The 25998-nt window shown below is 72.5% G+C and carries 22 protein-coding genes; 6 read left to right on the top strand and 16 right to left on the bottom strand.

Going from position 1 to position 25998, the window contains the following annotated elements; translation table 11 throughout:
* Nucleotides 1-25: 25 nt before the first annotated feature.
* The 10 genes from ACQP2F_RS20930 to ACQP2F_RS20885 form a co-directional block, all read right to left on the bottom strand.
* Nucleotides 26-1792: a hypothetical protein gene (locus tag ACQP2F_RS20930; protein WP_433306489.1), complete on the bottom strand. Its 1767-nt coding sequence runs from the start codon at nucleotides 1790-1792 to the stop codon at nucleotides 26-28.
* 30 nt (nucleotides 1793-1822) lie between these two features.
* On the bottom strand, nucleotides 1823-2890 hold the full coding sequence (locus ACQP2F_RS20925) for a hypothetical protein (protein ID WP_433306487.1): 1068 nt from the start codon (nucleotides 2888-2890) through the stop codon (nucleotides 1823-1825).
* Nucleotides 2891-2988: 98 nt separating this feature from the next.
* Nucleotides 2989-4011 carry a TolB family protein gene (locus tag ACQP2F_RS20920; protein WP_433306485.1) on the bottom strand — a complete coding sequence of 341 codons (1023 nt, stop codon included), beginning with the start codon at nucleotides 4009-4011 and terminating at the stop codon, nucleotides 2989-2991.
* The gene (locus ACQP2F_RS20915) at nucleotides 4008-5264 is read right to left on the bottom strand and encodes an MFS transporter (protein WP_433306483.1); all 1257 of its coding nucleotides are present in this window, start codon (nucleotides 5262-5264) and stop codon (nucleotides 4008-4010) included. Before ACQP2F_RS20915 ends, ACQP2F_RS20920 begins: the two co-directional genes overlap by 4 nt.
* 119 nt (nucleotides 5265-5383) lie before the next feature.
* Nucleotides 5384-6490, bottom strand: a complete 1107-nt coding sequence (locus ACQP2F_RS20910; RefSeq protein WP_433306481.1) for an acyltransferase family protein — start codon at nucleotides 6488-6490, stop codon at nucleotides 5384-5386.
* 29 nt (nucleotides 6491-6519) lie between these two features.
* Nucleotides 6520-7629 (bottom strand): DegT/DnrJ/EryC1/StrS family aminotransferase, encoded by a 1110-nt coding sequence (locus tag ACQP2F_RS20905; RefSeq protein WP_433306479.1) that lies wholly within the window; start codon nucleotides 7627-7629, stop codon nucleotides 6520-6522.
* 5 nt (nucleotides 7630-7634) lie between these two features.
* Entirely contained in the window at nucleotides 7635-8288 is a 654-nt protein-coding gene (locus ACQP2F_RS20900; protein ID WP_433306478.1) for an acetyltransferase, read from the bottom strand.
* Complete coding sequence (locus ACQP2F_RS20895; RefSeq protein WP_433306476.1) at nucleotides 8285-9397, bottom strand: DegT/DnrJ/EryC1/StrS family aminotransferase; 1113 nt, start codon at nucleotides 9395-9397, stop codon at nucleotides 8285-8287. The genes ACQP2F_RS20900 and ACQP2F_RS20895 overlap by 4 nt, the downstream gene beginning before the upstream one ends.
* 20 nt (nucleotides 9398-9417) lie before the next feature.
* On the bottom strand, nucleotides 9418-10383 hold the full coding sequence (locus ACQP2F_RS20890; protein WP_433306474.1) for an NAD-dependent epimerase/dehydratase family protein: 966 nt from the start codon (nucleotides 10381-10383) through the stop codon (nucleotides 9418-9420).
* A complete protein-coding gene (locus tag ACQP2F_RS20885; RefSeq protein ID WP_433306472.1) occupies nucleotides 10380-11444 on the bottom strand; it encodes a Gfo/Idh/MocA family protein in 1065 nt (354 codons plus the stop codon). The genes ACQP2F_RS20890 and ACQP2F_RS20885 overlap by 4 nt, the downstream gene beginning before the upstream one ends.
* A gap of 264 nt (nucleotides 11445-11708) precedes the next feature.
* On the opposite strand from ACQP2F_RS20885, the gene ACQP2F_RS20880 reads away from it, so the two are divergent.
* On the top strand, nucleotides 11709-12302 hold the full coding sequence (locus ACQP2F_RS20880; RefSeq protein WP_433306470.1) for an acyltransferase: 594 nt from the start codon (nucleotides 11709-11711) through the stop codon (nucleotides 12300-12302).
* Here ACQP2F_RS20880 and ACQP2F_RS20875 read toward each other — a convergent pair.
* The 5 genes from ACQP2F_RS20875 to ACQP2F_RS20855 all read right to left on the bottom strand — a co-directional run bounded on the left by ACQP2F_RS20875 (nucleotide 12290) and on the right by ACQP2F_RS20855 (nucleotide 21157).
* Nucleotides 12290-13882 (bottom strand): methyl-accepting chemotaxis protein, encoded by a 1593-nt coding sequence (locus ACQP2F_RS20875; protein WP_433306468.1) that lies wholly within the window; start codon nucleotides 13880-13882, stop codon nucleotides 12290-12292. The two genes, ACQP2F_RS20880 and ACQP2F_RS20875, sit on opposite strands and share 13 nt — an antisense overlap.
* Before the next feature lie 72 nt (nucleotides 13883-13954).
* The gene (locus ACQP2F_RS20870; RefSeq protein WP_433306466.1) at nucleotides 13955-15157 is read right to left on the bottom strand and encodes an MFS transporter; all 1203 of its coding nucleotides are present in this window, start codon (nucleotides 15155-15157) and stop codon (nucleotides 13955-13957) included.
* The gene (locus tag ACQP2F_RS20865) at nucleotides 15154-15702 is read right to left on the bottom strand and encodes an ArsR/SmtB family transcription factor (protein WP_433306465.1); all 549 of its coding nucleotides are present in this window, start codon (nucleotides 15700-15702) and stop codon (nucleotides 15154-15156) included. The genes ACQP2F_RS20870 and ACQP2F_RS20865 overlap by 4 nt, the downstream gene beginning before the upstream one ends.
* Before the next feature lie 67 nt (nucleotides 15703-15769).
* A complete protein-coding gene (locus ACQP2F_RS20860; protein WP_433306463.1) occupies nucleotides 15770-17494 on the bottom strand; it encodes a hypothetical protein in 1725 nt (574 codons plus the stop codon).
* A 144-nt stretch (nucleotides 17495-17638) separates the two neighbouring features.
* Entirely contained in the window at nucleotides 17639-21157 is a 3519-nt protein-coding gene (locus ACQP2F_RS20855; RefSeq protein WP_433306461.1) for a choice-of-anchor D domain-containing protein, read from the bottom strand.
* A gap of 273 nt (nucleotides 21158-21430) precedes the next feature.
* On the opposite strand from ACQP2F_RS20855, the gene ACQP2F_RS20850 reads away from it, so the two are divergent.
* Genes ACQP2F_RS20850 through ACQP2F_RS20840 form a run of 3 tightly spaced genes read left to right on the top strand, consistent with a single transcriptional unit; the run spans nucleotide 21431 to nucleotide 24516 of the window.
* Complete coding sequence (locus tag ACQP2F_RS20850) at nucleotides 21431-23389, top strand: right-handed parallel beta-helix repeat-containing protein (RefSeq protein ID WP_433306458.1); 1959 nt, start codon at nucleotides 21431-21433, stop codon at nucleotides 23387-23389.
* A gap of 16 nt (nucleotides 23390-23405) precedes the next feature.
* A complete protein-coding gene (locus tag ACQP2F_RS20845; protein ID WP_433306457.1) occupies nucleotides 23406-24149 on the top strand; it encodes a class I SAM-dependent methyltransferase in 744 nt (247 codons plus the stop codon).
* Between the two features lie 52 nt (nucleotides 24150-24201).
* Complete coding sequence (locus ACQP2F_RS20840) at nucleotides 24202-24516, top strand: hypothetical protein (RefSeq protein WP_433306455.1); 315 nt, start codon at nucleotides 24202-24204, stop codon at nucleotides 24514-24516.
* On the opposite strand, the gene ACQP2F_RS20835 is transcribed toward ACQP2F_RS20840, so the two are convergent.
* Nucleotides 24513-24656, bottom strand: coding sequence for a hypothetical protein (locus tag ACQP2F_RS20835; protein WP_433306453.1), 144 nt, complete (start codon nucleotides 24654-24656; stop codon nucleotides 24513-24515). The two genes, ACQP2F_RS20840 and ACQP2F_RS20835, sit on opposite strands and share 4 nt — an antisense overlap.
* A 48-nt stretch (nucleotides 24657-24704) precedes the next feature.
* On the opposite strand from ACQP2F_RS20835, the gene ACQP2F_RS20830 reads away from it, so the two are divergent.
* Nucleotides 24705-25097: a DUF6841 family protein gene (locus ACQP2F_RS20830; RefSeq protein ID WP_433306451.1), complete on the top strand. Its 393-nt coding sequence runs from the start codon at nucleotides 24705-24707 to the stop codon at nucleotides 25095-25097.
* A 96-nt stretch (nucleotides 25098-25193) separates the two neighbouring features.
* Entirely contained in the window at nucleotides 25194-25955 is a 762-nt protein-coding gene (locus ACQP2F_RS20825; RefSeq protein ID WP_433306449.1) for an enoyl-CoA hydratase/isomerase family protein, read from the top strand.
* The last annotated feature ends 43 nt before the right edge of the window (nucleotides 25956-25998 follow it).

Genomic DNA, 25998 nt, shown 5'->3' with positions numbered 1-25998 from the left:
GGCCGTGGCCATCCGCCCTCTCGCGTTACGCGGGTTCGCCGACGGCGAGCAGGTTGATGAGGAACGCGACGGTCGTGGCGTCGGCGCCGTGCCCGCCACCGAGGAGACCGTCGAGCCACTCGTGTCGCAGCACCGGCACCGAGTACAGGGCGGCGCAGGCCTTCGGCTCGGCTCGCCAGTGTGTCAGCACCAGCTCGGCGTACTCGCTGGCGCCGAGCTGCGGGCGCCGCCCGCGGGTCAGGCGCTGCCCGACCTTGCGAACGATCTTGCGGGCCTCGACGGTCCGGGTCTGTACCCGGCCGCGCAGCGACCGGGTGCCGAGCTGGGCCGGGACCAGCCCGGTGTCCAGCGGAATCGCGGCGAGCTCGGGGTCGAGCCGGCTCATCAGCCGGCCGAGCAGCTGGGAGTCGCGCTTGTCGGCCGGGGCCACGGCAAGCGCGAGCTCGATGAAGCGCCGATCGAACATCGGGTTGACCAGGTATCGGCGGACCGCCGCCACCGTGCCGTGCACGGCGGCCCACCGGTGCATGCGGTGCAGCAGGTAGAACTCGTCGGTGGCCCGCAGCCAGTCACCGGGGGCGAAATAGTCGTTGAGCCGGCGCAGCGTCGACTCCCGGGCCGCCTCGAGCACGGCCGGGTCGAGCGCCTCCGGTGCCACCGCCTCGTTGCTGAACAGCCGCCAGCGGGCCAGCCGCTCGACGAGGTGCGGCGACGTGGTGGCATGGGTCGGCTGACCGGCGTAGTAGAAGCCGCGGGCCACCTCGCCGCCCAGGCCGGAGAGCCGGTGTCCCTGCTCGAGGTGGCTCTCGGCGAGCAGCAGCGGCGCGAGGGCGAGCGGACTGGCCTGGCACTCCAGGGCCCGGGCCGCCTCCAGCGCCAGCGTGTGCGCCTCGTGCGGCTCGGGCCAGCGCTGCTCGTCCATCCGGTGGATCCGGTGCTTCATCCCGTACTTGCGGGAAAGCTCGGCGGCGATCCGCACGTCCGCGGTCTCGCCGGCGCCGAGCGTCAGGGTCGGCAGGCCGGCCCGCTGCTCCGGCGGCAGGGCGGCGAGCAGGATGCGCGAGTCGTGGCCGCCGGTGAGCTGCAGCGTCGAATCCGGGTGTGCGCCGACGTAGCTCGACTCGAACGTCCGCAGCACGTCGGCCATCTCGGCCACCGCGTCGTCGAGGGCGGGCGCCCGTTCCGGCCGGGCCGGCGGCGCCGCGTACTGCCGGGAGGTGAGACGCCCCTCGTGCAGGGTCACGATGGTCGCGGGCGGGACGGCCCGCACCCCGGAGAACACCGTGGTGTCGCCGATCTGCCAGCCGATCAGCGCCTGGGCGCCGAGGCCCTCGGCGTCGAAGCCGCCGCCGGCCAGCGCGGCCAGCGCCCGGGCGCTGGTCGAGACGGCGGCGACGCCGGGGCCGGTCCACCAGTAGAGCTGGCGGAACCCGAGCCAGTCGCCGGCGACCACGACCGGCGCCCCGGCGGCGGGCCGGTGCGCCGCCGCGAACGGCGGCAGAAGGTCGGTCAGGCCGTCCTCATGGGCCAGCAGGGCGCCCAACTCGGACGTCGGCACGTCGGCCAGCCGGGTACGCACGGTGCGCGCCAGGCGGGCCGTGAAGCCGCCACCGGCCGGGGACAGCAGGTCGTCGGGGTCGGTCCCGGCTCCGGCGATCCAGCCGTCGGCGCCCTCCTCGACATGGTCGACGACGGTGTCCGCGTCGGCGAGGCAGTCCATCGCGGACGGCAGCGGGTGGCGCAGGCGGTCGGCAGCGCCGGGGCCGAGCGACACGCAGAGAAAGGCTCTCATCGGACGGCGATACCTCGCTTAGCAGTTCGGTCAGTTGGCCGGCGGCACCGTGGTGCCGTCTTCCCAGACGTTGTTCTTCCAGACGTTGCCGGGCAGTGCGGTGTTGAAGCTGGTGACCGGTCCGTATCCGCCGCACTTGCGGTTCTTGCCACGGGCGAAGACGTTGCCCTCGAAGACGATCTCCTTGACGCCCGAGTCGTACGCCTTGCCCTTGGCGGTGCCGCCGTAGACGCAATAGGAGATGTCCACGCTGGCGGCGAAGAAGTTGTTGCGGACCGTCACACCGGACACCGGTCCGAAGTCCGGGAAGAGGTTGACGTTGCCGGAGCAGCCGCCGCCGACGCTGTTGGTCTTGGCGTCACAGGCGATGGTGTTGTGCACCAGGGTCACGTCGCTGCGGCCGTTGGCGCCGGTGTCATTGGCCAGGAAGCCGCCGAGGTGCCAGTCGACGCCCTCCGGCATGAGCTGGCCGTGCAGCCACGAGTCCCGGATGTCGCAGTTGGACGAGCAGATGACCGCGGTCGCTCCACCGTGGATGTTCGAGCGCCGGATCGTCATGTTGGTGTTGAGCACGGCCGGCCCCTGCCACATGCCGGCATCGACCTCGGAGTCCTCCAGCGTGAACGAGTACGGCGTGTGCTCGGTCGCGTAGACCGTGCCCTTGACCTTGCTCTTGCTGATGACCACGTTCTGCGCGCGGATCTGGAGCGGGTCACAGTTGACCAGCTTGCCGGTGATCTCGGTCCCGTTCTTGGTGACGGTGCAGGGACCGCTGTAGGTGGCCAGCTGCGTGCCGGGCGGCACGCCGGTGTTGCCGGGGCCGGGGAAACCGCCCGGGCCGCCGGGAGCGCTCCGGTCGCCGGCGAGTTTCGACGTCGGGGAGGCGGAAGCGCCGGCCGAGCCGCTCGCGGACATGCTGGGCAGCGGCGGGATCGAGAACTGAAGCGCGGGCGCGGACGCGGGCGCGGACTGGCCGGCGGCCGGCCCGAGGCTGGTGGCGGAGGAACTCTGCGGCTGGGCGGCGACCGGGTCGGTGCCGCCGTTGCGGTATTCGAGTCCGAGGTAGCCGGCGGTGATCAGGATCGCCGCCGTCAGCACGGCGACAGTCGCCCGCGCTCGCCAACGTGTGCCTCTCCCGCCCGGGACGTCTGCACGTGGCTCGGTCACTGTCCTGCCTTCCTGCTCGGGGGAACTGGCTATGGGGTACGGACGATAGCCGGTGACCAGGCGTCCTTCACCAGCACCTGCGGGGAGCCGCTGCCGTCGGCGGGCACCCGCCAGACGTCGCTCGACGCGGATCCGGCGGCGTCCCGGGGCAGCCCGTAGATCACCGTGGCGTTGTCGAGCCATTCGACCTGGTCGTCGATGCTGTGCTGCTCGGCGAGCAGGGTCTCCTTGCCGGTCTTCAGGTCGTACACCGCCAGGCGCCACCTGCCGGGCGGGAGGTTGCCGTGCTTCTTGAACGCGATGCGGGTGCCGTCGGGCGACAGCGACGGGCACTCGACGTCGCTCCGCAGCGAGGTGACCGTGTGCCGGGACAGGCTGCCCTCGACCAGCCAGGTCTTCTTGCCGGAGGCGGCGGTCGCGTAGAACTTGTCGTCGTCGGCGAACGTGACGCCCCACAGGTTCTTGTCGGCCGCGGTGATCACCTTGCCGTCGGCGGTCAGCTTGAACTTCTCGATGTCGCCGACGACGTCGCCGTCGGTCCGGGTGACCAGCGTACGGGTGGAGAACTGCCCGGGGTTGGCGTAGGAGTCGCCGAAGACGAACGTCGTCGTGGCCGCCAGCGACCCGTCCCGGGACAGGCGGGCCCGGCTCGGGATGCCGGTCAGCGGCAGCTCCCGCGTCTGCTTCCAGGAGCTGTCGAGCAGCGTGGCCTGGTACGTGGTGACGAGGCCCCGGTTGGCGTACAGGCAGATCGCGTCCTGGCCGGTCGCGTACACCCGCTCGCAGCTGGCCGTGGTGAAGGTGCGCGGTCCGCCGGGCGAGGAGAGCGGCACCACGGCCACCTTGCCGTAGCCGGGGCCGAGCGCGGTGCTGCGGAACACCAGGTGCGGCTCGGCCTGCAGGGCGGTCAGGTCGCCGCCCTCGGCCACGGCCGGCGCGCTCGCCAGCTTCCGGTCCTGCTTGTCCCGCTCGCGCAGCACGAATCCCCCGGCCCCCACCAGGGCGAGGACCAGGATCGCGGCCAGCACGATGATCCGCATCCGTGCGGTCACGCGGCGACCTCCGCCTGCTGGTCCCGGTCGATGCCGCGCAGCAGCCAGGCCGCCACCGGCACCATCGCGGCCAGCAGCGCGGTGAACAGCAGCAACGACGTGGCCGGCCCCTGCACGCTCCAGAGCACGCCGAACATCAGCGACGAGGCGAACCGGGCCACCGCCTGCACGGTCTGGGCGGCCGCGATGCCGCTGCCGCGGGCGTCGTCGGAGACCAGGCGGCTGATCAGGGCGGGCAGCACGCCGTCGGTGGCGGCGTAGAAGACGCCGAGCAGCGCCAGCGTGCTCAGCGTGAGCCCGAGGCCGCCGGCCGGCAGCGCCGCCAGCACGTAGCACGCCAGCAGCGCGCCGTGGCCGGCGAGCAGGACCTTGCCGCGGCCGACGCGGTCGGCGAGGCGCCCGAGCGGGATGGCGAGCGTCAGGTACGCAACGTTGGTGCCCACGTACAGCAGCGGGAAGTACGTGGCGGCGAAGTCGTCGCGCTCCTGCAGGGCCAGGTAGAGGAAGCCGTCGCCGACGGTCACCAGGCCGAGCACGGTCGCGGCGATCAGCGGCCCGCGCAGCCGGCGGCCGGCGACCTCGCGCATCACCATCCGCAGCCCGACCCGGGCCGCCGAGGCCGTGGTCTTGAGGTTAGGCACGAACAGCAGCAGCACCACGACGCCGACGGCGGCGAACGCGAAGGACACCACGAAGATGGAATCGTAGCTGCCCGGAACGGCCGCGAGCAGGGCAAACGCCACAAGTGGGCCGATCGCCGCGCCGACGGTGTCGAGCATGCGGTGCACGCCGAAGCTGCGGCCGAGCAGGGCCGGGTCGGAGGAGGTGGCGATCAGCGAGTCGCGGGGCGCGGTCCGCAGGCCCTTGCCGAGCCGGTCGGCGGTGATGACGCCGGTGATGGCGGCGAAGCCGTGGGCGGGCAGCATGACGATCCGGCTGACGGCCGAGGCGCCGTACCCGAGCACGGCGACCCACTTCGGGTGGCCGCCGCGGTCCGAGGCGTAGCCGCCGGCGAGGCGCACCAGCGCGCTCACACCCTGGTAGATGCCGTCGAGGAAGCCGTACGCGACCGGGCTGAGCCCGACCACCGCGGTCAGGTACAGCGGCAGGATCGAGTTGACGCTCTCCGAGGAGACGTCGGTCAGCAGGCTGACCACGCCCAGCAGGACGACCGTCGAGGAGACCCGCTTGACGGTCTTGCCCACCGCCGCCGGCTCGTCGGAGCCGGGACGATCCCGCAGCGTCACGTACACGTGTGCTCTTCCTTCCCGGCCTGGCCCAGGCCCGCGATCACGCTACCGGTGTGCCCGGCCGGGGTCCGTGGCCCGTTCCGCCCGATCTGATGGCAGATCGGGCCGCCCCGCTCCGACGTTCAGGTTGCCTGAGCGGGCTGCGCCGCGACCGGACGGGACGCGGCGCGACGGCCGGCGAACCGGGCCATCGCCGGCTTCTCGACGATGCGGTACAGCGCCCAGGATCCGGCCAGCGCGACCGCCAGCATCACCACGGACAGCGCCATGCCGGCCGGGTCGGACCATTCGCGGTCGCCCAGCGCCCGGTCCACGATGCGGATGGCCAGCTGATGGACCAGGTAGAAGGCGAAGGAGATCTCGCCCAGCCAGATCATGGTGCGGGTGCGCAGGATCGAGCGGCCGGGATGCAGGTCGCTGGTCGCCACCGCCGGGATCAGCAGCGCGAGCGGGACCACCGTGCCGGCGACGTAGGAGAAGCCGAGCGGCAGGTAGCCGGACGCGAAGTAGGCGGCGATCGCCAGGGTGGCCGCGGGAAGCACGCCCCACCGGATCCAGAGCCCCTTCTGGACGATCCGGGCGAGCAGGATGCCGGCCACGAACTCGAGCATCCGGACGGGCGGGAAGACGTACACGAACCAGTAGTGCAGGTCGTCCGGCAGGGCCAGCGCCACCAGCGGCATCGCGCAGACCGCGGCGAACGTCGCCACCGTCGCCGGCCACAGCCCGCGTCGCGGCAGCCGGTCGACGGCCCGCAGCAACAGCGGGAAGCACAGGTAGAACAGCGCCTCGCAGGACAGCGACCAGCTCGGCGTGTTCAGCCCGTAGTACACCTTCTCGTCGGGCACCCAGGCCTGCAGCAGCAGGAAGTTCGTGGAGACGGCCCAGAACGAGACGGCGCCCGCCGCCACCGCCAGCAGCAGGGCGAACAGCGCCGTGACGAAGTGATTGGGATAGACCTTGGCCGCCCGGCGACGCCAGAAGCGCCGCATGGAGTCGCCGGGCCGGGCCGACCAGCACAGGACGAAGCCGCTCAGCACGAAGAAGAACGAGACGCCCGTCGCGCCCTGCCGGAACAGGTAGTCCAGGACGCCGGGGGCGCCGTCCGGGTCGGCGAACAGCTCGATCACCGAGATGTGGAACCCGAAGACGGCGAACGCCGCGATGAACCGCAGGCCCGTCAGTGAGGGCAGCCGGCGATCCCCGCCGGAGAGCTGCGTCGACACCATCCCGGGTTCCTCCTCTCGGTCTCGTGTGGTCAGCGGAGGGCGGCGGCCAGCGCCTCGGCGACGCGCTCCTGCTGCTCCGGGGTGATCTGCGGGTAGATCGGCAGCGACAGGATCTCGGGGGCGATCTGCTCGGCGTTCGGGAACGAGCCGCCGAGGTGGGCGAACGCGCCGGTCCGGTGCACCGGGAACGGGTAGTGGATGGCGGCGCCGACGCCGGCCGCGTTCAGCTTGGCGATGATGTCGTCGCGGCGGGCGCCGGTCGGGTCGCCGGGGACGCGCACGCAGTAGATGTGCCAGACGTGCTCGTTGCCCTCCAGCGTCACCGGGGTGATGACGTCGAGGCCCTTCAGCAGCTCCTCGTAGCGGGCGGCCACCGCGCGGCGGCGGTCGTTCCAGTCGGCGAGGCGGGCCAGCTTGGCCCGCAGCACGACCGCCTGGAGGCCGTCGAGGCGGCTGTTCACGCCGATCAGGTCGTGGTGGTACTTCTTGAGGCCGCCGTGGCTGCCGAGCGTGCGGACCGTCTCGGCCCACTCGGCGGAGGCGCTGACGACCGCGCCCGCGTCGCCGTAGGCGCCCAGGTTCTTGCCGGGGTAGAAGCTGGTGGCGGCGATGCCGTCGACGCCGGCCTGACGCCCGTTGCGGGTGGCGCCCTGGCTCTGCGCGGCGTCCTCGACGATGGCGATGTCGCGGCCGGCGAGGCCGGCGCGCAGCCGCTCGACCGGGGCGAGCTGACCGTAGAGGTGCACGGGCGCGATCGCGCGGGTGGCGGGGGTGACGGCGGCGAGCGCGGCCTCGACGTCGATGAGGTACGTACGCGGGTCGCAGTCCACCAGGACGACGGTGCCCCCGGCGCGGACCACGGCCTCGGCCGTCGCGATGAAGGTGTTGGCGGGCAGGATCACCTCGCTGCCCGGGCCGACCCCGACGGCGCGGAAGGCGAGCTCGAGCGCGTCGGTGCCGTTGGCCACGCCGATGCAGTGCGGCACGCCGGTGAACGCGGCGTACTCCTGCTCGAAGGCGGCCACCTCGGCGCCGCCGACGAAGGCCGTGGCGGCCAGGATGCGCTTGAAGCCGACCTCGACCTCCTCGGCCACCTCCGCGTGGGCGGCGGCCAGGTCGACGAGCGGGATGCGGGTCATGGTTCTTAGCTCCTCAGGGACGCCGTCAGGTCGGCGCTGCGTAGTTTGCGGGCCGGGCTGCCGACCCAGATCTCTTCGGACGGAACGTCGGTCAGCACGACGGAGCCCATGCCGACCAGCGACCAGGCGCCGACCGTGACGCCCTCGCGGACCAGGGCGCCGGCGCCGACGTACGCGCCGGTCTCCAGCACCGCCCCGCCGCCGAGCCGGACGCCCGAGGCGACGGTCGCGTAGTCGCCGACCACGTCGTCGTGGGTGAGCACGGCCTGGGGCATGACCGCCACGTGCGCCCCGACGGTGACGTCGGCGGTGAGCACGGTCCCGGCCAGCAGCACGCTGCCGGGCCCGACGACGCTGCCGGCGCCGATCGAGACGGTCGGGTGCAGGACCGTCGCGTAGCGCTCGGCGGGCAGGGCGAGCCGCTCGACGATCTGCCGGCGGGCGGTGTAGTTGCGCGGGTTGCCCACGCAGACCACGACCGCCGCCTCCGGCAGGTCGTGCACCATCGAGACCGGGCCGAGGATCGGCACGCCGGAGCGGGTCGTTCCGTGCAGGGCCGGGTTGTCGTCGAGGAACCCGGTCACCCGCCAGGCCAGGCCGGCGGCCGCCGCGGTCTCCCGGGCGAAGCCGCCGGCGCCGACGATGACGAGGTCGTTCACCGGCTCGCCAGGTCGCGCAGGATGTCCACGATGTACTGCTGGTCGTCGCCGGTGAGCGCGTGGTGCAGCGGCAGGATCAGCGAGTCGCGGGTCAGCCGCTCGGTCACCGGCAGCGGGGCCGGGACGACGTCGGCGTAGGCCGGCTCGAGGTGGGCGGCCATGATGCCGCGCCGGGCCGAGACGCCCTTGGCCGCGAGCTCGGACAGCACCTCGTCCCGCCCCACCGGGAAGCCGTCGAGAAGCACCCAGAACGACTGGTAGTTGGTCTGGCCGTAGGCCGGGTCGCGGACCGGGACCAGGCCGTCGATGCCGGCCAGCAGCTCGTGGTAGCGGGCCGCCAGCTCGCGCCGCTGGGCGACCAGGCCGGGGAGCCGGCCGAGCTGCACCAGGCCGACCGCGGCCTGGATGTCGGTCATCCGGTAGTTGTAGGCGGTCTCGAGGTACGCCTCGAGGACCGGCTGCTTGCTGGCGTGCCGGTCGGCGGCCGACACGTTCATGCCGTGCTCGCGCAGCCGGCGCAGGCGGGCGGCCTGATCGGCGTCGTCGACGGTCACCATGCCGCCCTCGCCGGTCGTGATGACCTTGCGGGGGTGGAACGACCAGGCGGCCACGGCGGCGCCGGCGCCGGCCGGCTGGCCGTAGGCGGTGGAGCCGGCCGCGCAGGCCGCGTCCTCGACCAGGCCGATGCCCCAGCCCTCGGCCGCCTTGCGCAGCCCGACCGTGTCGAACGGCACGCCGCCCTGGTGCACGGCGATGACCGCGCGGGTACGCGGGGTGCGCACGGCGTCGATGGTCTCGACGGTCAGGTTGCCGGTGGCCAGGTCGACGTCGGCGAAGACCGGCGTCGCGCCGACGTAGCGGACCGCGTTGGCGGTCGCGATGAACGACAGCGACGGGATGACGACCTCGTCGCCGGGGCCGGCGCCGAGCAGCACCAGGGCCAGGTGCAGGCCGGTGGTGCAGGAGCTGACGGCGACGCCGTGGCCGGCCCCGACCAGGGTGGCGAACTCCTGCTCGAACTGCGCGACGCGGGGGCCCTGCGCGACCCAGCCGGAGCGGACGGCCTCGGCCGCGGCCTGGGCCTCCTCCTCCCCCAGCATGGGGATCATGACCGGAATCTTGCGTTCCGTCACTTGGACGACCTCCACCAGTCCACGAGGCCCTGCAGGCCCTCCTTGAGGCCGAGCTCGGCGCGGAAGCCGAGCTTCTCCTCGGCGGCCGCCGTGCTGGCCAGGCGGCGGGTGACGCCGTTGACGGCGCGGGCCGGGCCGTGCTCGGGGGCGAGGTCGGTCTTCATCACCTCGCTGAGCGCGGCGGCCAGCTCCTTGAGGCTGGTCTCCTCGCCGCTGGCGATGTTGAAGACCTCGTCGGTGACGTCGGCCTTCGCTGCCAGGATGTTGGCGCGGGCGATGTCGGCCACGTGCACGAAGTCCATCGTCTGCAGACCGTCGCCGAGGATCAGCGGCGGGGTGCCCGACTCGATGCGCTCCATCCAGCGGATCAGCACCTCGGTGTAGAGGCCGTAGATGTCCATCCGCGGGCCGTACACGTTGAAGTAGCGCAGGGCGACGTAGTCCAGCCCCTTCATGGCGTGGAAGCTGCGCAGGGTGGCCTCGTTGAAGGCCTTGGCGGCGCCGTAGAAGGTGTCGTTGTTGTACGGGTGGTGGCGCTCGGTCGTCGGGAACTCTTCGGCCAGGCCGTAGACCGAGGCCGACGAGGAGGCGATGAGCTTCTTGACGCCCGCCTCGGCCGCCGCCTCGACGACGTTGAAGGTGCCGTCGACGAGCACCTCGTTGGCCAGCCGCGGCTCCTCGGCGCACTGGGTGATCCGGATGGCGGCCAGGTGGAACACCAGGTCCTTGCCGGCGGTCACCTCGCGTACCAGCTCCCGGTCGCGGATGTCGCCCTCGACCAGCCGGACCGGGCCGTTCGCGCTCGCCCAGGCCAGGTTGTCGCGCCGGCCGCGCACGAAGTTGTCGAGGACCACGATCTCGGCGGCCCCGCCGCGGACGAGTTCGTCGACGACGTGCGAGCCGATCGTGCCCGCTCCGCCGGTGACGAGGGCGCGAGTGCCCTCGATCTGTACGCCAGTCACGCCATGTGCCCTTCGTCGAGCTTGATCATCGTTCCGCCTTCGGCCAGGCTGCGCGAGGCGGCCTGCAGGATCTCCAGCACGCGCAGCCCGGCCCGGCCGTCGGTCAGCGCCGGCGTACCGGTGCGGATGGCCCGCGCGTATTCGTCGACCATCGTGCGCAACGCCTCGCGCTCGGTCAGCGCGGGGGCCACCATGTCGCCGGAGCGGTAGGAGACGAGAATGTCGCGCCGCTGCTCGTCGCCGAGCTCGTCGGGCGAGGCCACGTCGACGCCGCGGTCGTAGACGGCCAGCCGCTGGCTGGGGTTCAGGTCGTCCCAGACCAGGGTCCGCTTGGAGCCGCCGATGATGGCGGTGCGGACCTTCACCGGGCTCAGCCAGTTGACGTGGATGTGCGCGATCGCCCCGGTGCTCAGCTGCAACGTGAGGTAGGCCACGCAGGCCCGGCCGGCGCCGATGCCGTCGGCGCCGTGTGCGGCCACCGCGACGGGGCGGACCGACGGGGGCAGCACGAAGTCCAGGATGGACAGGTCGTGCGGGGCGAGGTCCCAGATCACGTCGATGTCCCGCTGCACGAGACCGAGATTGATCCGTACGGAATCCAGGAAGTGCAGTTCGCCCAGCTCGCCGGAGTGCAGCATCTCGCGGATCCGCAGCACCACCGGGGTGTAGCAGAACGTGTGGTCGGTCATCAGCGTCAGGCCGCGGCGCTCGGCCTCCTCGACCAGCTGGATGCCCTCTTCGCGGGTCGCCGCCAGCGGCTTCTCGACCAGCACGTGCTTGCCCGCCTTCAGCGCGGCCATGGCGACCGGCAGGTGGGTGCCGGCCGGCGTGGCGATGGCGATCGCGTGCACCTGCGGGTCGGCCAGCACCTCGTCGAGGTCCGCGGTGACCTGGACGGTCGAGTACCGGCCGAGCACCTTGCGCGCGCGGTCGACGTCGAGGTCGCACAGCCAGCGCAGGTGGAACTCCTGCGAACCCTGGAAGTTACGGACGAGGTTGGGGCCCCAGTATCCGGCCCCGACAACGGCGATCCCGATCGGCTCTTCAGAAGTCACAAGCATCCGTTTCGTTGGGAAGCCGTTGAATCGACGGCTTCGTCGGCTTCGTCGGGGGGAACAGGAGCGGTCGACGGCAAGCTATCGATCCCGGCGGGTGCGCCGCCAGATCACTGACGGAAATCAGGCGGAAGCCGTGAGGTGGCCGCGGTACCTTCGGTCGCCGGCCGTGCGACTGACGGTCAAGCCCCTCAGCCCTTCGGTCAGATCGGGCGCGGACGTCGATTTCGCTACAGCCGATCGGGCCTCCCCCCGCTAGCCTGACCCCCCATGAGCGAACCGACCATCGCGCCGACCGCCGACGTCGACGAGCGGGCCACGATCGGCGACGGCACCCGGGTCTGGCACCTGGCCCAGATCCGTGAGGAGGCCACGCTCGGCGCCAACTGCAACATCGGCCGCGGCGCGTACGTGGGACCGGGCGTCACCATCGGCGACAACGTGAAGCTGCAGAACTACGCGCTGGTCTACGAGCCGGCGCGGCTGGGCGACGGCGTCTTCGTCGGTCCGGCCGCGGTGCTCACCAACGACGAGTACCCGCGGGCCGTCACGCCCGACGGGCGGCTGAAGACCGGCGACGACTGGCACGCGGTCGGCGTGACCATCGGCGAGGGCGCGGCGATCGGCGCCCGGGCGGTGTGCGTGGCACCGGTGACTGTCGGCCGGTGGGCGCTGGTCGCGGCGGGCGCGGTCGTCACCAAGGACGTGCCCGACCACGCGCTCGTGGTCGGGGTGCCGGCACGCCGGATCGGCTGGGTCGGCAAGGCGGGCCGCCCGCTGGTGGCCAAGGGTGACGGCGTGTGGGTGTGCCCGGAGTCCGGCGACGAGTACGTCGAGACCGACGGGGTGCTTCAGACCCGGTAGGCGGCCACCGTCGCCTGCAGCTCGGCGGCGGTGCGGGCGAGCTCGCTCGCGGTCTGCTGGGTCTCGGTGGCGCTGTCGGTGACATGCTTGGCCGCTTCGGCCACCCCGGCGATCGTCTCGGCGATCGCGGACGAGCCGTCGGCGGCCCGCTCGACGCTGCGCGAGATCTCGCCGGTGGTCGCGGTCTGCTCCTCGACGGCGGCGGCGATCGTGGTGGTGTAGTCGCTGATCGTGGTGATGATCCGGCCGATCTCCTGGATCGCGCCGACCGCCGAGTCGCTCTCGGCCTGGATCGCGCCGACCTGGGCGGTGATCTCCTGGGTGGCCCGGGCGGTCTCCATGGCCAGGTCCTTGACCTCGGAGGCGACCACGGCGAAGCCCTTGCCCGCCTCCCCGGCGCGGGCGGCCTCGATGGTCGCGTTGAGCGCGAGCAGGTTCGTCTGCTCGGCGATCGAGGTGATCATCTGCACGACGGCGCCGATCTGGTTCGAGGCCTCGCCGAGCCGGGCGACGCCGGCGTCGGTGGCGGCGGCCGCGCGGGCCGCGTCGGCGGCGACGACGGCCGCCTCGTTGGCGTTGTCGGAGATCTCCCGGATCGAGACGCCCATCTCGTCGGCGCCGGCCGAGACCGCGCGGACGCCGTCGGAGACCTGCCCGGCCGACTCGGCGACGGCGCCGACCTGCACCGAGGTCTCCTCGGCCGAGGCCGACAGCTGGGCCGAGACGGCGGACAGCTCGTCGGAGGCGTCGGCCAGCAGGCTGGAGCTGGCGTTGATGCGGCCGACCATGCCGGCCATGGCCTCGGCGGTGCGGTTGAGCGCGGCGGCCATCCGGCCGACCTCGTCGCGGCTGCCGACCTCGACCCGGGCGGTCAGGTCGCCCTCGGCGATCCGTCCCAGCGCGCCGGCACAGCGGTTGAGCGAGGTGACGATGAGCCGGGCGATGCCGGCGGCCAGCGCGAGGCCGGCCACCAGGGCCACGCCGAGCAGGGCGCCGACCAGCCACTTGGTGCGCTGGTAGCGGTCCTCGGCGTCGGTCTCCTGGGCCGCGCCGGCCTGCACGGTGAGGTCGCCCAGCGAGACCAGGTCGGCGTGCAGCGTGTCGACGGCGGCGGCGACCTCGCCGGCGCGCAGCCCGGCGAGCCCGGAGCGGTTGCCGGCCTCGGCCATCGGCATCAGCCGGTTCTCCAGCAGATCCCGGTAGGCGGCCCAGTGGGTCTCGAAGCCGGTGATGGCGGCCGCCTCGCCCGGGGCCAGCGGGTACGACCGGTAGGTGGCGACCGACCGCTCGACCTGGGACTGGTTGGCGGCGATGGCGGACGTGGCGGTGGCCTGCTCGGCGGCGGTGTCGGCGAGCTGGTAGTCGTCGGCGCCGAGCCAGACCTTGTTCGCCGCGGCGCGCAGGTTGCCGATCGCGGCGAGCTCCTGCTCATGCACGTAACCGGCCTTGACCTGGTCATTCGTGGTGCTGAGGCTGTCCAGCGCATAGAGCCCGTCGACCGTGCTGAAGGCCGCGACGATCCCGACCGCCACCATGATCTTGGTACCGACCCGCCGGTCGGTCAGCATCCGGAACGCCACTCTCGCCACCGCCTGTCTCGGGAACCTCGCACTTGAGGGTTCGGCGGCAGCGTAAGTGGGGTGAGGTCTCCGCTAGGTGCGAATCGGGAGTTTGGCCACCGGCCGGGGAAGCCGGGCGTTCCGGAGCGCGGGCAGCGCCAGGCAGACGGCGGCCGCCACCAGCTCGAGCAGTCCCGAGGCGATCATCGCCGGCCCGAGCCCGAACCAGCCGGCCGCCACACCCGTCGCCGCCATCGCGAGCGGCGTCAGGCCCAGGTTCGCCACCGAGCTCACGCCGGCGACCCGGCCACGGTAGGCGTCGCCGGTGACGGTCTGGGTGAGGGCGGACAGCAGGATCCCGGTCGGCCCGCTGGTGAGCCCCGCGACGAAGGTGGCGGCGACGGCGAGCGGAAGGCTTCCGGTGAGCGCGGGCACGACCACGGCGACTCCCTGTACGGCGAAACAGCCGGCCACGGCCGGGGCGATCCGCGAGATCCGGGGCCGCACCATGAGCAGGCCGGTCACGATGGCGCCGGAGCCGAACCCGGCCAGCAGGGCACCGATCCCGGTCGCACCCCAGCCGGCGGCCTCGGCCGAGAGCGCGAGGCCGACGTTCATCGGCCCGACGAAGCCCAGATTGGCCAGCAGCCCGGCCAGCAGGGCGCCGCGCAGCACCGGATGCCGGGCGACGTACCGCAGCCCGTCGCGCAGTCCACATTCCTCCTTTGTGGACGGTCGGAGCGCGGGACGGGGACGCAGCGACCGCAGGGCCAGCACCGAGACGGCGAAGGTGGCCGCGTCGACCAGCAGCGCGGCGGGCAGCCCGCCGGCCGCCACCAGCAGGCCGCCCAGCGGCGCGCCGACGGTCAGCGCCACGCGGTTCAGCGTCGCCACCACGGCGTTTCCGCTCGCGTACCGCTCCGGCCCGAGCAGACGCGGCTGGAGCGCGCCGGCCGCCGGCAGGAACACCGCGTCGGCGACCCCGAAGGCCAGGGCGACGACGACCAGCAACGGGATGCTCGCCTGCCGCAGCGCGACGGCCGCGGCGGCCAGGCACACCACGGCCCGGGCCAGGTCGCTGATCAGCATCAGGCGGCGCGGCTCGGCGCGGTCGACCAGCACGCCCCCGGAGAGCATCAGCAGCAGCCGCGGCACCGCACTCACGGTCAGCAGCACCCCGGCCGTCCCCGGCGACGCGATCCGCACCGCCGCCCACGAGAGGGCCACGTAGTAGACCTGGTCGCCGAGCACCGAGACCGCCTGCCCGCACGCGTACCGGCGGAACTCCGGGTTCACGGCCGCTCCGGGAACGAGTGCAGGAACAGGAACACGTGCCGGCGCTCGTCGTCGACCGGCAGGTCACGGGTACGCGCGGCCCAGCCCTCGACCAGCGCCTGGATCTCGCGGTTGAGCTCGGTCAGCTCGGCCGCGGTCAGCCGCAGGAACGAGTCGCTCGACATCGCGGCCTGCTGCCACTGCGCGGGCCATTCCGCCCGGGTCTGCTCGAAGCGGCGGACCCGCTCGAACTCGTCGATCACCATCTGCGCCTTGGCCACCGATGCGACCTCGGGCATCTCGAGCTGCGACCAGCTGATCGACCCCGGCACCAGCCGCCACCACCGCTCGCGGCGGTCGCGGGCCAGCTCCGGCACGTCCTCGACGAAGCCGCGCTTGGCCAGCTCGCGCAGGTGGTAGCTGGTCTGCCCGGGATCGGTGCCGAGGCGCTCGGAGAGCTGGCCGCCGGTCGCCGGCCCGATCTGGGCGAGCAGGCGGTAGATCTTCTGCCGGATCGGCTGGGCCAGGCCCTTGAGCGTCTCCGGATCGCTGATGGTGCGTGCCATGACCCGAACGCTATGTTCGCCGCCCGCAATCCACAAGGTTCCTACTGGATCTTGCGAACGTCGATGTTCAGTCCCCCAGCAGGCCGGTGACCGGCAGACCGCAGGCGCGCTGCGCCTCCCGGGCGTGGCTGTTGGCCGAGCCGGCGATCGTCATGAGGTCGGCGAAGGCCTTGTCCGAGCTGATCTTCTTGGAGCCGCCGACCAGATCGACGAGCTGGTCGACATCGTCGGCGAGCCCGTTGACGGCCGTCCGCAGGCTTCCGTCGAGCACCAGCATCTTCCCGTTCTGGCGAAGCTCATCGGCGGCGGCCCGCATCGTCGCGAACTCGGCCGCGGTCGGCGTCGCCGACTCCTTGCCGGACGCCTCCCCCGCGAACGCCGAGCCACCCTCGAACTCCGAGCAGACCCGATGCTTCGCGTACGCATTGAGCCCGCCCGCTCCCCCACCGAGAAGAACCGCCAGGCCCCCCACGGCAACGAGCGCTACGACCAGTCCCTTGCGCGTCTTCGGCTTGGCGACGGGCGAGTTGGGGTCCCCGTGCTGCACCATCCACGGCTGAGCCTGCCCCGGCGCCGCGGCCGCCGCCCAGCCGGCCGGAAGCTGTCCGGTCGTGGCGGGCCCGGTCATGACCGGCGCGGACATAGCGGGCACGGCCATGGCGGGCGCGGTCATGGCGGGCGCGGTCATGGCCGGCGCGGACATAGCGGGCACGGTCATGGCGGGCGCGGTCACGGCCGCCTGGCCCGCCGGGGGCTGAGTCCATCCTGGACCCGGCGTCGCCGCCGCGGGCTGCGGGGTGCCCCACTCCGGCACGGGAGCGCTCGTCTGCGGCTGCGTCGCCCACTGCTGAGCGGGCGCGACCGGCGGCGTGCCCCATTGCTGCGCCGGGTCGGCGGGCGGAGCGGGCCATTCCTGCGCGTGGTTGACGGTCGGCGCCGCCCACTCCGGCCCGGGCACCGCCGGCGGGGTGCCCCACTCCTGAGTCGGCGCCGCCTGCGGGGTACCCCACTCCTGAGCGGGCGCCGCCTGCGGCATGGCCCATTCCTGAGTCGGCGCCTGCGGGGTGCCCCACTCCTGAGCCGGCGCCGCCTGCGGCATGGCCCATTCCTGAGTCGGCGCCTGCGGGGTCGCCCACTCCTGAGCCGGCGCCGCCTGCGGCATGGCCCACTCCTGAGCCGGCGCCGCCTGCAGGGTGCCCCACTCCTGAGTCGCCGCCGCCTGCGGAGCGGCCCACTCCTGAGCCGGCGCCGCCTGCGGGGCCGCCCACTCCTGCGCGTGGCCGGCCGTCGGTGCGGCCTGCTGCTGAGTCGCCCAGCTCAACCCCGACGGCGCGCCCTGCGGATCGAACTGCTGACCGCCCTCCGGAGCCGGCCAACCCGGGGCGGCGGCCGGTTCCGCGGCGGGCATGTGCTGCGGACCGGCCCCTTGCGCGCCGGAACCGCCCTGCTGACTGGCCCACGCGGAGGTGATCGCGGTCTGCTGGGTGGCCCAGGCCGACGTGAGCGCCGTCTGCTCGGTGGCCCACTCCGACGCCGGCGCGCCCCACTCCGGCTGCTGCGGCGTTGCCTGGCCGGCCCAGAGCTCCGCGCTCAGCGCCGAACCGGGCACCGCCTGCTCGCCCCATCCCGAGCTCGGCAGCCCCGACGGCGCCGCCGTCGGGTCGGCCGGGGCGGCGTTCCACGACTCCGGCGCCGGATGGCCCGGCGGCGACGGAGGCGCGGCGTTCCCGGCGCCCGGCTCGGAGAACGTCGGGTCCGAAGCCCACTGGTGCGGGTTCTGCTCGGGTTGCATCCGGACGGGCGCCTTTCGCTGGGGTGCGAGGTGTCGCGTTGTGGAATCGGCAGCCGCTGCCCCCTTCTGAGCAAGTTCCCGCAACGGCACAGCGGCCCGGGCGCGCGAGGCAACCCGGGCCGCCGTGGGATCGGCGGGTGACGGTCAGCTGTTCCAGACCTGGAAACCGGAGATCTGGCCGGCCGGCCACCCGGTGTTACCGGTGATGTTCAGGCGGAAATACCGCTGGGTGGACGCGCCGAAGGTGATGGTCACCGTGTTGTTGGCGGACGGCGCGAAGGCGTACCCGGCCGAGGCCTTGAGCGTCGTCCAGCTCGAGCCGTCCGTGCTGCCCAGCACCGCCAGTGTCTCGGTCCGCGCGCCCCAGGTGGCGGGGAGCTGCAGCACCACGCGGCTCGCGCTCTGGGCCGAGCCCAGATCGACCTGCACCCACTGCGGGAACGCGTTGTTCGCGCTCTCCCAGTACGTGTTCTGGTCGCCGTCGGTCACGTTCGACGACGGGTAGACGTCCGTGTGGCTGGACTCGCTGGTCGGCTTGCCGGCGGCCAGGTTCGTGCTGGTCGTGCCGGCGCCGGTGCCGGACAGGGCGACCGCGGTGCTCGAGCCGCCGCCGGCGACCGACAGGGTGCCGGTCCGGGTGCCGGAGGCGGTGGGCCGGAAGGTGACGGTGACGGTGCACGACGCGCCGGCGGCGAGCGACGTCCCGCAGTTCGAGGACTGCGCGAAGTCACCGGACGCCGACACGGTCAGCGACGAGGCCGCCGCGTTGCCACCGTTGGTGATGGTGACCGACTGACCGGCGCTCGTCGTGTTCGGCGCCTGGGTGCCGAAGGTGAGCGAGGCCGGCGACGCGGAGAGCGACGGCGCCGGGGTCGTCCCGCCGCCACTGGGGTAGACCTCGAGCTCGGACACCTGACCGGCCGGCCAGCCCGAGTTCGCGGTGATCGAGACCCGCACGTACCGGGCTGTCGTCCCCGGGACCGTGATCGAGGCGGTGTTGCCCGAGGCCGGGTTGAACGTGTAGGTGCCGGATCCCACCGCGGTGCCGAAGGACGACCCATCGGTGCTGGTCAGGACCGACAGCGTCTGGGTCCGGGTGCCCCACGCGGTCGACGGCGGCAACTTCAGGGTCACCTTCCCGATGGCGTACGCGGAACCGAGGTCCACCTGCAGCCACTGCGGGAACGCGTTGTTGGCGCTCTCCCAGTAGGTGTTGGCGTCCCCGTCGGTCGCGGTCGAGGCCGCCTGGGTCGCGTTCACCTGGGACGAAGCGGTGGCCGGCCGGCCGGCCGCGATGTTCGTCGTCGAGCCGATGCCACTGCCGGACAGCGCGATGACGGTCGGGCTGTTGTTGGCGTTGGACGCGATCGAGACGCTGCCGGTCCGCGTACCGGCCGCCGTGGGTCTGAAGGTGACGGTGACCGTGCAGGAGGCACCCACCGCAAGGGACCCGCAGGTGTTGGTCTGCGCGAAGTCACCGCTCGCGGTGACGCCCGAGACCGTCGCCGCGGTTGTGCCCGAGTTGGTGACCGTGACCGTCTGCGACGCCGACGTGCCGCCGACGATGGTGCCGGCGAAGGACAGGCTCGACGGCGAGGCGGACAGGATGGGCCCGGGCGCGACGCCGCTGCCGGAGAGCGGGATCGTGTTGGTGATGCCGGACGCCGTCACGGTGAGGTTGCCGGTACGCGAGCCGGTAGCGGTCGGTGCGAAGCGGACGCTGACGGTGCACGACCCGCCGGCCGGGATCGACGAACCGCACGTGTTCGTCTGGGAGAAGTCACCGGTGGTCGACACGCCCGAGACCGGGGCGGCGGCCGTGCCCGAGTTGGTCACCGTGACGTTCTGCGCCGCGCTGGTCGAGCCGGTCGCGACCGTCCCGAAGCCCAGGGTGGTCGGGCTGATCGAGATCAGCGACCCGTTGTCCGGGAGATAAGGGGGGAATGTCGGGTTGGTCACCTGAGTACAGGCGGTGGACCCGAAGATCCCGGAGTTCCCGCCACCGTCGGTAAGCGTGAAGCCCACACCACAGTTGTAGACAGCGGCCGGCCCCAACGTCCCGGTAGCGGTCGAGTTCGAGATCGTCGCCGACCCGCCGACCTGCTCCTGCACCACGTACGACCCGGTGTTCTGGATCGTCGCGTTGTTGATCTTCACGTTCGAGATCTGGGAGCCGGAAACGAACTGGATGGCCTCGAACGGCGACTGCTGGATCAGGATGTTGTCGACGTTGGTCAGGCCGGTCATCGCGCCGTCCCGGGCGTCGAACCAGAGCGCGCCCACGCCGAACTGCCAGTTGGGGTCGAGGCTGCCGGACCGGATGATCGTGTTGCGCAGCACGTCCGTACGCCCGAGCGTCGTCGACGCGAAACGCTGCGCGACGTGGATGCCGCCACCCTGGGTGAGGCCCGAGTCGATCACCCGGTTGTCGGTGACGAAGTTGTCGTGACCGCCGTAGATCGCGATGCCGTTGGCCAGGATCGGGTACTGCACCGTGTTGTGGTCGAACGAGTCGTTCGCGTCGGCGACCGCCTCCGACCAGGTGGCCAGGCCGTCGTCGCCGGTGTTGCGGATGTCCGAGTTGGTGACCTTGGAGTTGGTCACTCCCTTGTGGAAGTTGACGCCGTCGGCCGTGACGTTGCGGATCCGCATGCCGGAGAAGACGAGGTTGTCCATCGGCCCGTCCATCCAGGCGCCGACCTTGTCGTGCTCGATCCACAGCCGGTCGACGGTCGAGTTGCTCATCGCGCCGCCGATGCCGTTGACCTGCGCGCTGTCGTTGCGCTCCTGGACGTCACCGAAGATCGCAAAGTCGGCGAGGTGCACGTTCGTGCTCGGGTTCGGCGCGTCGTTGCCGTAGAAGCCGGGCGCGGCGCCGGTCACCGTCGAGCGCCACATGCCGGCGCCCTTGATCGTGACGTTGTTGACGGCGATGTGCCCCGGGATCTTGAAGGTGCCCTCGGGGATCCACACCGTACCGCCGGAACCGGCCGCCTGGATCGCCGCGTTGAACGCCCCCGTCGAGTCCGCCGCGCCCGACGGGTCGGCGCCCTTGCTGGTCACCGAGACCGAGCCGGCCGGCTGCGAGAGCGCACCCGCGACCGACTCGAAGTCCGCGAAGTCGATCGTCGTGGTCGTGGTCGCGGTCAGCCGGAACTTGGTGCCGGCCGGATAGGTCGTCGGGAACAGCCGGTGCGTCTCGTCGTAGAAGTGGTGCGGGTTGCTGCCCGGCGAGTTGGTGAACGGGTAGCCGCCGTAGAACCAGCTGTACGCGTTGGTCAGCGTGAACGCCGAGGAGGCCGTCCCGTTGATCGAGAAGTTGATCGGCGTCGTGTAGACCGAGCCGCCGCCCGAGTCCGGAATGCTGTAGCGGAAGACGATCGAGTTGGTCGCCACCGGGCTGGTGAACTCGACGTACTGGCCCGCACCGAGCGTCACGGCCTTGCGGTACGAGGCCTCGGCCGCCAGCGTGTTGTAGGCGGCCGACGGCCCGACGACCGAGCCGTTGGTGGTGGCGTTCTCCGCCTGGACCTGGACGTACGGCAGGGTCGCGCCCACGCCACCGGTGGCGGCGGCGAGGGCGGGCGAGCCGTACGCGACGGTCAGCGCGGTGCCGAGCAGGGCGGCGCCGGTGAGTGCGGCGCCTAGCCTTCGTCTGGACATCTTGTTGCTCACTTTCGACGAGCGACCGGGGGGTGTCGCCCATGCCGAACTCGGCCTCGAAGGGGACGGGGAGGCCGGGGGCGCATGTGGCGGGGAACACGCTGAGGAACTATGAGGACGTTAACGTCCCGGACATGAACGCGCAATATTGAGACGAGTCTTTGCAATTTTTGAATCAGTGGCGGGAAGAGTCCGAGCGAGGGGGTTTCCGCTCGGTCCCGGCGGCCGGGGATCAGACTGGGCGGGAAGATCGCGGCGAGGAAGGGCGACGACATGACATTCGTGCTCCATGTGGCTACCACCGGCTCGGACAGCGCCGACGGCTCCGCCGAGCGCCCGTTCCGCACGATCGACCGGGCGGCGGCGGTCGCCCGGGCCGGGGACACGGTCGTCGTGCACGCCGGCGAGTACCGGGAGTGGGTCAAGCCGCGGCGGGGCGGCCTCAGCGACACCCGGCGGATCACGTACGAGGCGGCGGCCGGCGAGCACGTCGTCATCAAGGGATCGGAGCGGGTGACGGGCTGGGTCAACGAGGACGGCACGGTGTGGCGGGCGACCGTGCCCAACACGCTGTTCGGCGACTTCAACCCGTTCGCCGAGGAGATCGCCGGGGACTGGATCGTCTACCGCGACGGCGCGCCCCGCAAGCACCTCGGCGACGTCTACCTCAACGGTCTGAGCTTCTACGAGGTCGCCGGCCGCGCCGAGGTGGACGACCCGCCGGGCAGTGCGCACTTCGTCGATGACTGGACGAATGTCCGGGTCGACGCGAAAAACCAGGATCAAACCCGGCTGGTCTGGTACGCGGAGGTGACCGCCGGCGAGACGACGATCTGGGCCAACTTCCAGGGCGCCGATCCCAACGCCGAGCTGGTCGAGATCAACGTACGGCGCTCGGTGTTCTATCCCGAGAAGAACCACATCGACTACATCACCGTCCGTGGATTCGAGCTCTGCCAGGCGGCGTGCCCCTGGACCCCGCCCACCGCCGACCAGCCCGGGCTCATCGGCCCGAACTGGGCCAAGGGCTGGATCATCGAGGACAACGACATCCACGACGCCAAGTGCTCCGCCGTCTCGATCGGCAAGGAGTCCTCGACCGGCCACAACTACGCCACCCAGCGCGGCGACAAGCCCGGCTACCAGTACCAGCTCGAGTCCGTCTTCGCGGCCCGGCAGATCGGGTGGGACAAAGAGCACGTCGGGTCGCACGTGATCCGCCGCAACACCATCCACGACTGCGGGCAGAACGGCATCGTCGGCCACCTCGGCTGCGTCTTCTCCACCATCGAGGACAACCACATCTACAACATCGCGACCAAGTACGAGTTCTACGGTTACGAGATCGGCGGGATCAAGCTGCACGCCGCCATCGACGTGACGATCCGGCACAACCGCATCCACGACTGCACGCTCGGCACCTGGCTGGACTGGCAGACGCAGGGCACCCGGATCTCGCGGAACCTCTACTACGCCAACAGCCGCGACCTGTTCGTCGAGGTGTCGCACGGCCCGTACCTGGTCGAGCACAACGTGCTGGCGTCGCCGGCCGCGATCGAGTCGTTCAGCCAGGGCGGCGCCTACGTCCACAACCTGATCGGCGGGACCGTCCGGCTCGAGGCCGTACTCGACCGGGCCACCCCGTACCACCGGCCGCACAGCACCCAGGTGGCCGGCTACGCGGTCATCGTCGGCGGCGACGACCGGTGGATCGGCAACCTGTTCGTCGGCGGCGACCCCGCGGCCGCCTACGGGCCGGACGCCGAGGGCGAGGGCACGCCGTTCGCCGGAACGGCCGGCTACGACGGCTTCCCGGCCTCGTTCGAGGAGTACATGGCGCGCATCGCGGCTCGTCCGCCGGGCGACCACAAGCGCTTCCTCGGCCTCGAGCAGCCGGTGTACGCGCAGGGCAACGTGTACGCGGCCGGCGCGCGCCCGTTCGCCGGCGAGCCCGCGCCGCTGGTGCTCGAGGGCGGCCACGCGTCGATCGCCGACGAGGGCACCGACGTCTACCTGGTCACCGAGCTGCCGGCGGAGTTCGAGTCGTCCACGGTGCCCGCGGTGACCGGGCGCGACCTGCCGCGCGTCCGGTTCGCGGACGCCGACTTCGAGGAGCCGGACGGCTCGCCCGCCGTGATGGACGTGGACCTGACCGGCGAGCGCCGGACGACCGGCCCGGCGGGCCCGATCGCGGCGCTGGGGTCGGGGGCGGCACGCGTACGCGTCTGGTGAGGTCTACGGTGACGCCGTGGCATCGTTCGACGAGTTGGTCGCCGAGGCGTCGGGCGTGCCGATCGAGGGCTGGGACTTCGCCTGGCTGACCGGCCGCGCGAGCGGTTCCGACCCGTCCTGGTCCTATCCCGGGCGCGCGCTCGCGCTGATCCGCGAGGCCGGCCGCCTGCTCGACGTCGACACCGGCGGCGGCGAGCTGCTGGCCTCCCTGGCGCCCCTGCCGGCGCGGGCGATCGCGGTCGAGGGTTGGGAGCCCAACGTGGCGGTGGCCCGCGACCGGCTCGCCCCGCTCGGCGTCGACGTGCGCTTCGCGCCCTCGCCGGCGCTGCCGGTGGAGGACGGCTCGGTCGACCTGGTGCTGAACAGGCACGGCCGGCTCGACGCGCGCGAGGTGGCCCGGGTCCTCTCCCCCGGCGGCGTCCTGCTCACCCAGCAGGTGGGCAGCGACGACTGCGCGGGCATCAACGAGGCGCTGGGCGCGCCGCCGGCTCATCCGGCGACGTGGAACGCGGACGAGGCGGCCGGCGCCCTCTCGGCGGCGGGCCTGACGGTCTCGGACGTACGGGAAGAATGGCCGTCGTTCGTCTTTCATGACATCGGTGCGCTGGTCTACCAGTTGCGGGCCGTCCCATGGCAGGTCCCCGGCTTCACGCCGGCGAAGTACGACGCGGGCCTGCGCCGCATCGACCGGCGGATCCGCGAGTCGGGCGAGTTCCGCGTGCGCTCGCACCGCTTCCTCATCGAGGCCCGCCGCCGGTAGCGACGGGACGGCGTCTGCTTGGATCGGCGGTCATGCAGAAAGTGGCGCACGCATGACCACCGAGGAGCCGGCCGTCCTGCAGGTCTACTGCCGCATCGAGGTCGTGGTGGGCGACCCCGGCGCGGTGACCGATCTGGCCGTGCGGCAGCTGCGCGAGGCCGACATCGACTGGGCGGCCGAGCCCGACACCCTCGAGGAGGCCGCGGCCGAGCTCGGCGCCAGCCTGACCGTTTCGCTGGCCGCCGTGGTCGACCCCGAGCGCCTGGTCGCCGGCATCCCGGGCGTCGAGGTCCGCCGGGGCCGCTGGTGGGCCGAGCAGGGCCCGCCGTCACCTCATTTCCAGCCCGGCTTCGGCCGCGACGGCTAGCCCGCCGCCTCGACGGCGAAGCCCTGCCCGTCGAGGGCCGGCCCGTCGAGGACCGGCCCGTCGAGGACCGGCCCGTCGACGGCCGGCCTGTCGACGGCCGGCCTGTCGAGGGCCGGCCCGAAGCGACCCCGCCGTGCCACGGTCGCGAACCGCATGCCGGAGGGCGGCCGGGCAGTAGGGTTCGCGATGTGGACGGCGACGACGTCGAGCGGTGGTTCGGCGACTACCTCGAGGCCTACGCGGCGTGCGGGCGCGGCGAGCGCTACGTCGCGTCGATGCTCGCGTTCTACGGGGTGCCGCTGCTGATCACGACCGGGACCGGCTACTTCCCGCTGATCGGGGACGAGCAGGTGGTGGCGGGCATCCAGCCGCAGATCGACGCCATGCGGGCGGCCTCCTACGACCACACCGAGACGCTCGGGCTGGAGGTCACGATGGTCAACGGGACGTCGGCTCTGGTGCGGGGCACGTTCTCGTGGCGCCGGGCGGACCGTGGCGAGATCCAGCGGCTCACGGTGACCTATCTGGTGACCGACGGAGCGGCGGGGCGGCGCATCTCGATGCTGGCGGTGCACGGATGAGCGGCATCTCGATCGATGCCGGCGGTGCGTGGATGAGCCGCATCTCGATGCCGGCGGTGCACGGATGAGCCGCATCTCGATACTGGCGGTGCGCGGGTGAGCGACATCTCGCTGCTGCGGCACGGACCGGTGACCGAGATCCGGCTCGACCGGGCCGGTGCGGGCAACGCACTGTCGACCGCGCTGGCCACCGAGCTGGCGGCGGCGACCGGGGAGATCGGGGACGCGCGGGCCGTGGTGCTCAGCTCGGGGGCGCCGCGGGCGTTCTGCGTGGGCGCCGATCTCAAGGAGCGCGACCGTCTCACCGATGCCGGCTTCATGGCGCAGCGGCCGATATTTCGACAAGCGTTCGCGGCCGTACGCGATCTGCCGGTACCCGTGGTGGCGGCGGTGCACGGATACGCGCTCGGTGGGGGCTTCGAGCTGGCGCTGTCCGGCGACCTTATCGTCGCGGACGAGACCGCCGTCGTGGGGCTGCCGGAGACCCGGATCGGGATCGTCCCGGGCGGCGGTGGGACGCAGCTGCTCCCCCGCCGGGCCGGGGCGGCGGTGGCCGCCGATCTGATCCTGACCGGCCGGCACGTGCGGGCCGAGGAGGCGCAGCGGCTCGGGCTCGTCGACCGGCTGGTGCCGGCCGGGACCGACGTCGAGGCGGCGATCGAGTTGGCCGGGCTGATCGCCGCGAACTCACCGGTCGCCGTGGCCCAGGCCCGCCACGCGATGCGGCGCGGCTTCGACGTCGACCTGGCGGCGGGGCTCGACATCGAGGACTCGGCGTGGCGCGCGGCGGTCTTCTCCGACGACCGGCGCGAGGGCGTGCGGGCCTTCGTCGAGCGGCGGCCGCCGAACTGGCCCTGAGCGGGAGAGCACACGCCCGGCCGGCCCGGCCGGGCTTGCCCCG

Source organism: Actinoplanes sp. CA-030573 (genome assembly GCF_050951115.1).
Lineage (GTDB): Bacteria > Actinomycetota > Actinomycetes > Mycobacteriales > Micromonosporaceae > Actinoplanes.
The sequence above is the reverse complement of the archived record's forward strand: the minus strand, read 5'-3'. Positions and strand labels throughout refer to the sequence as shown.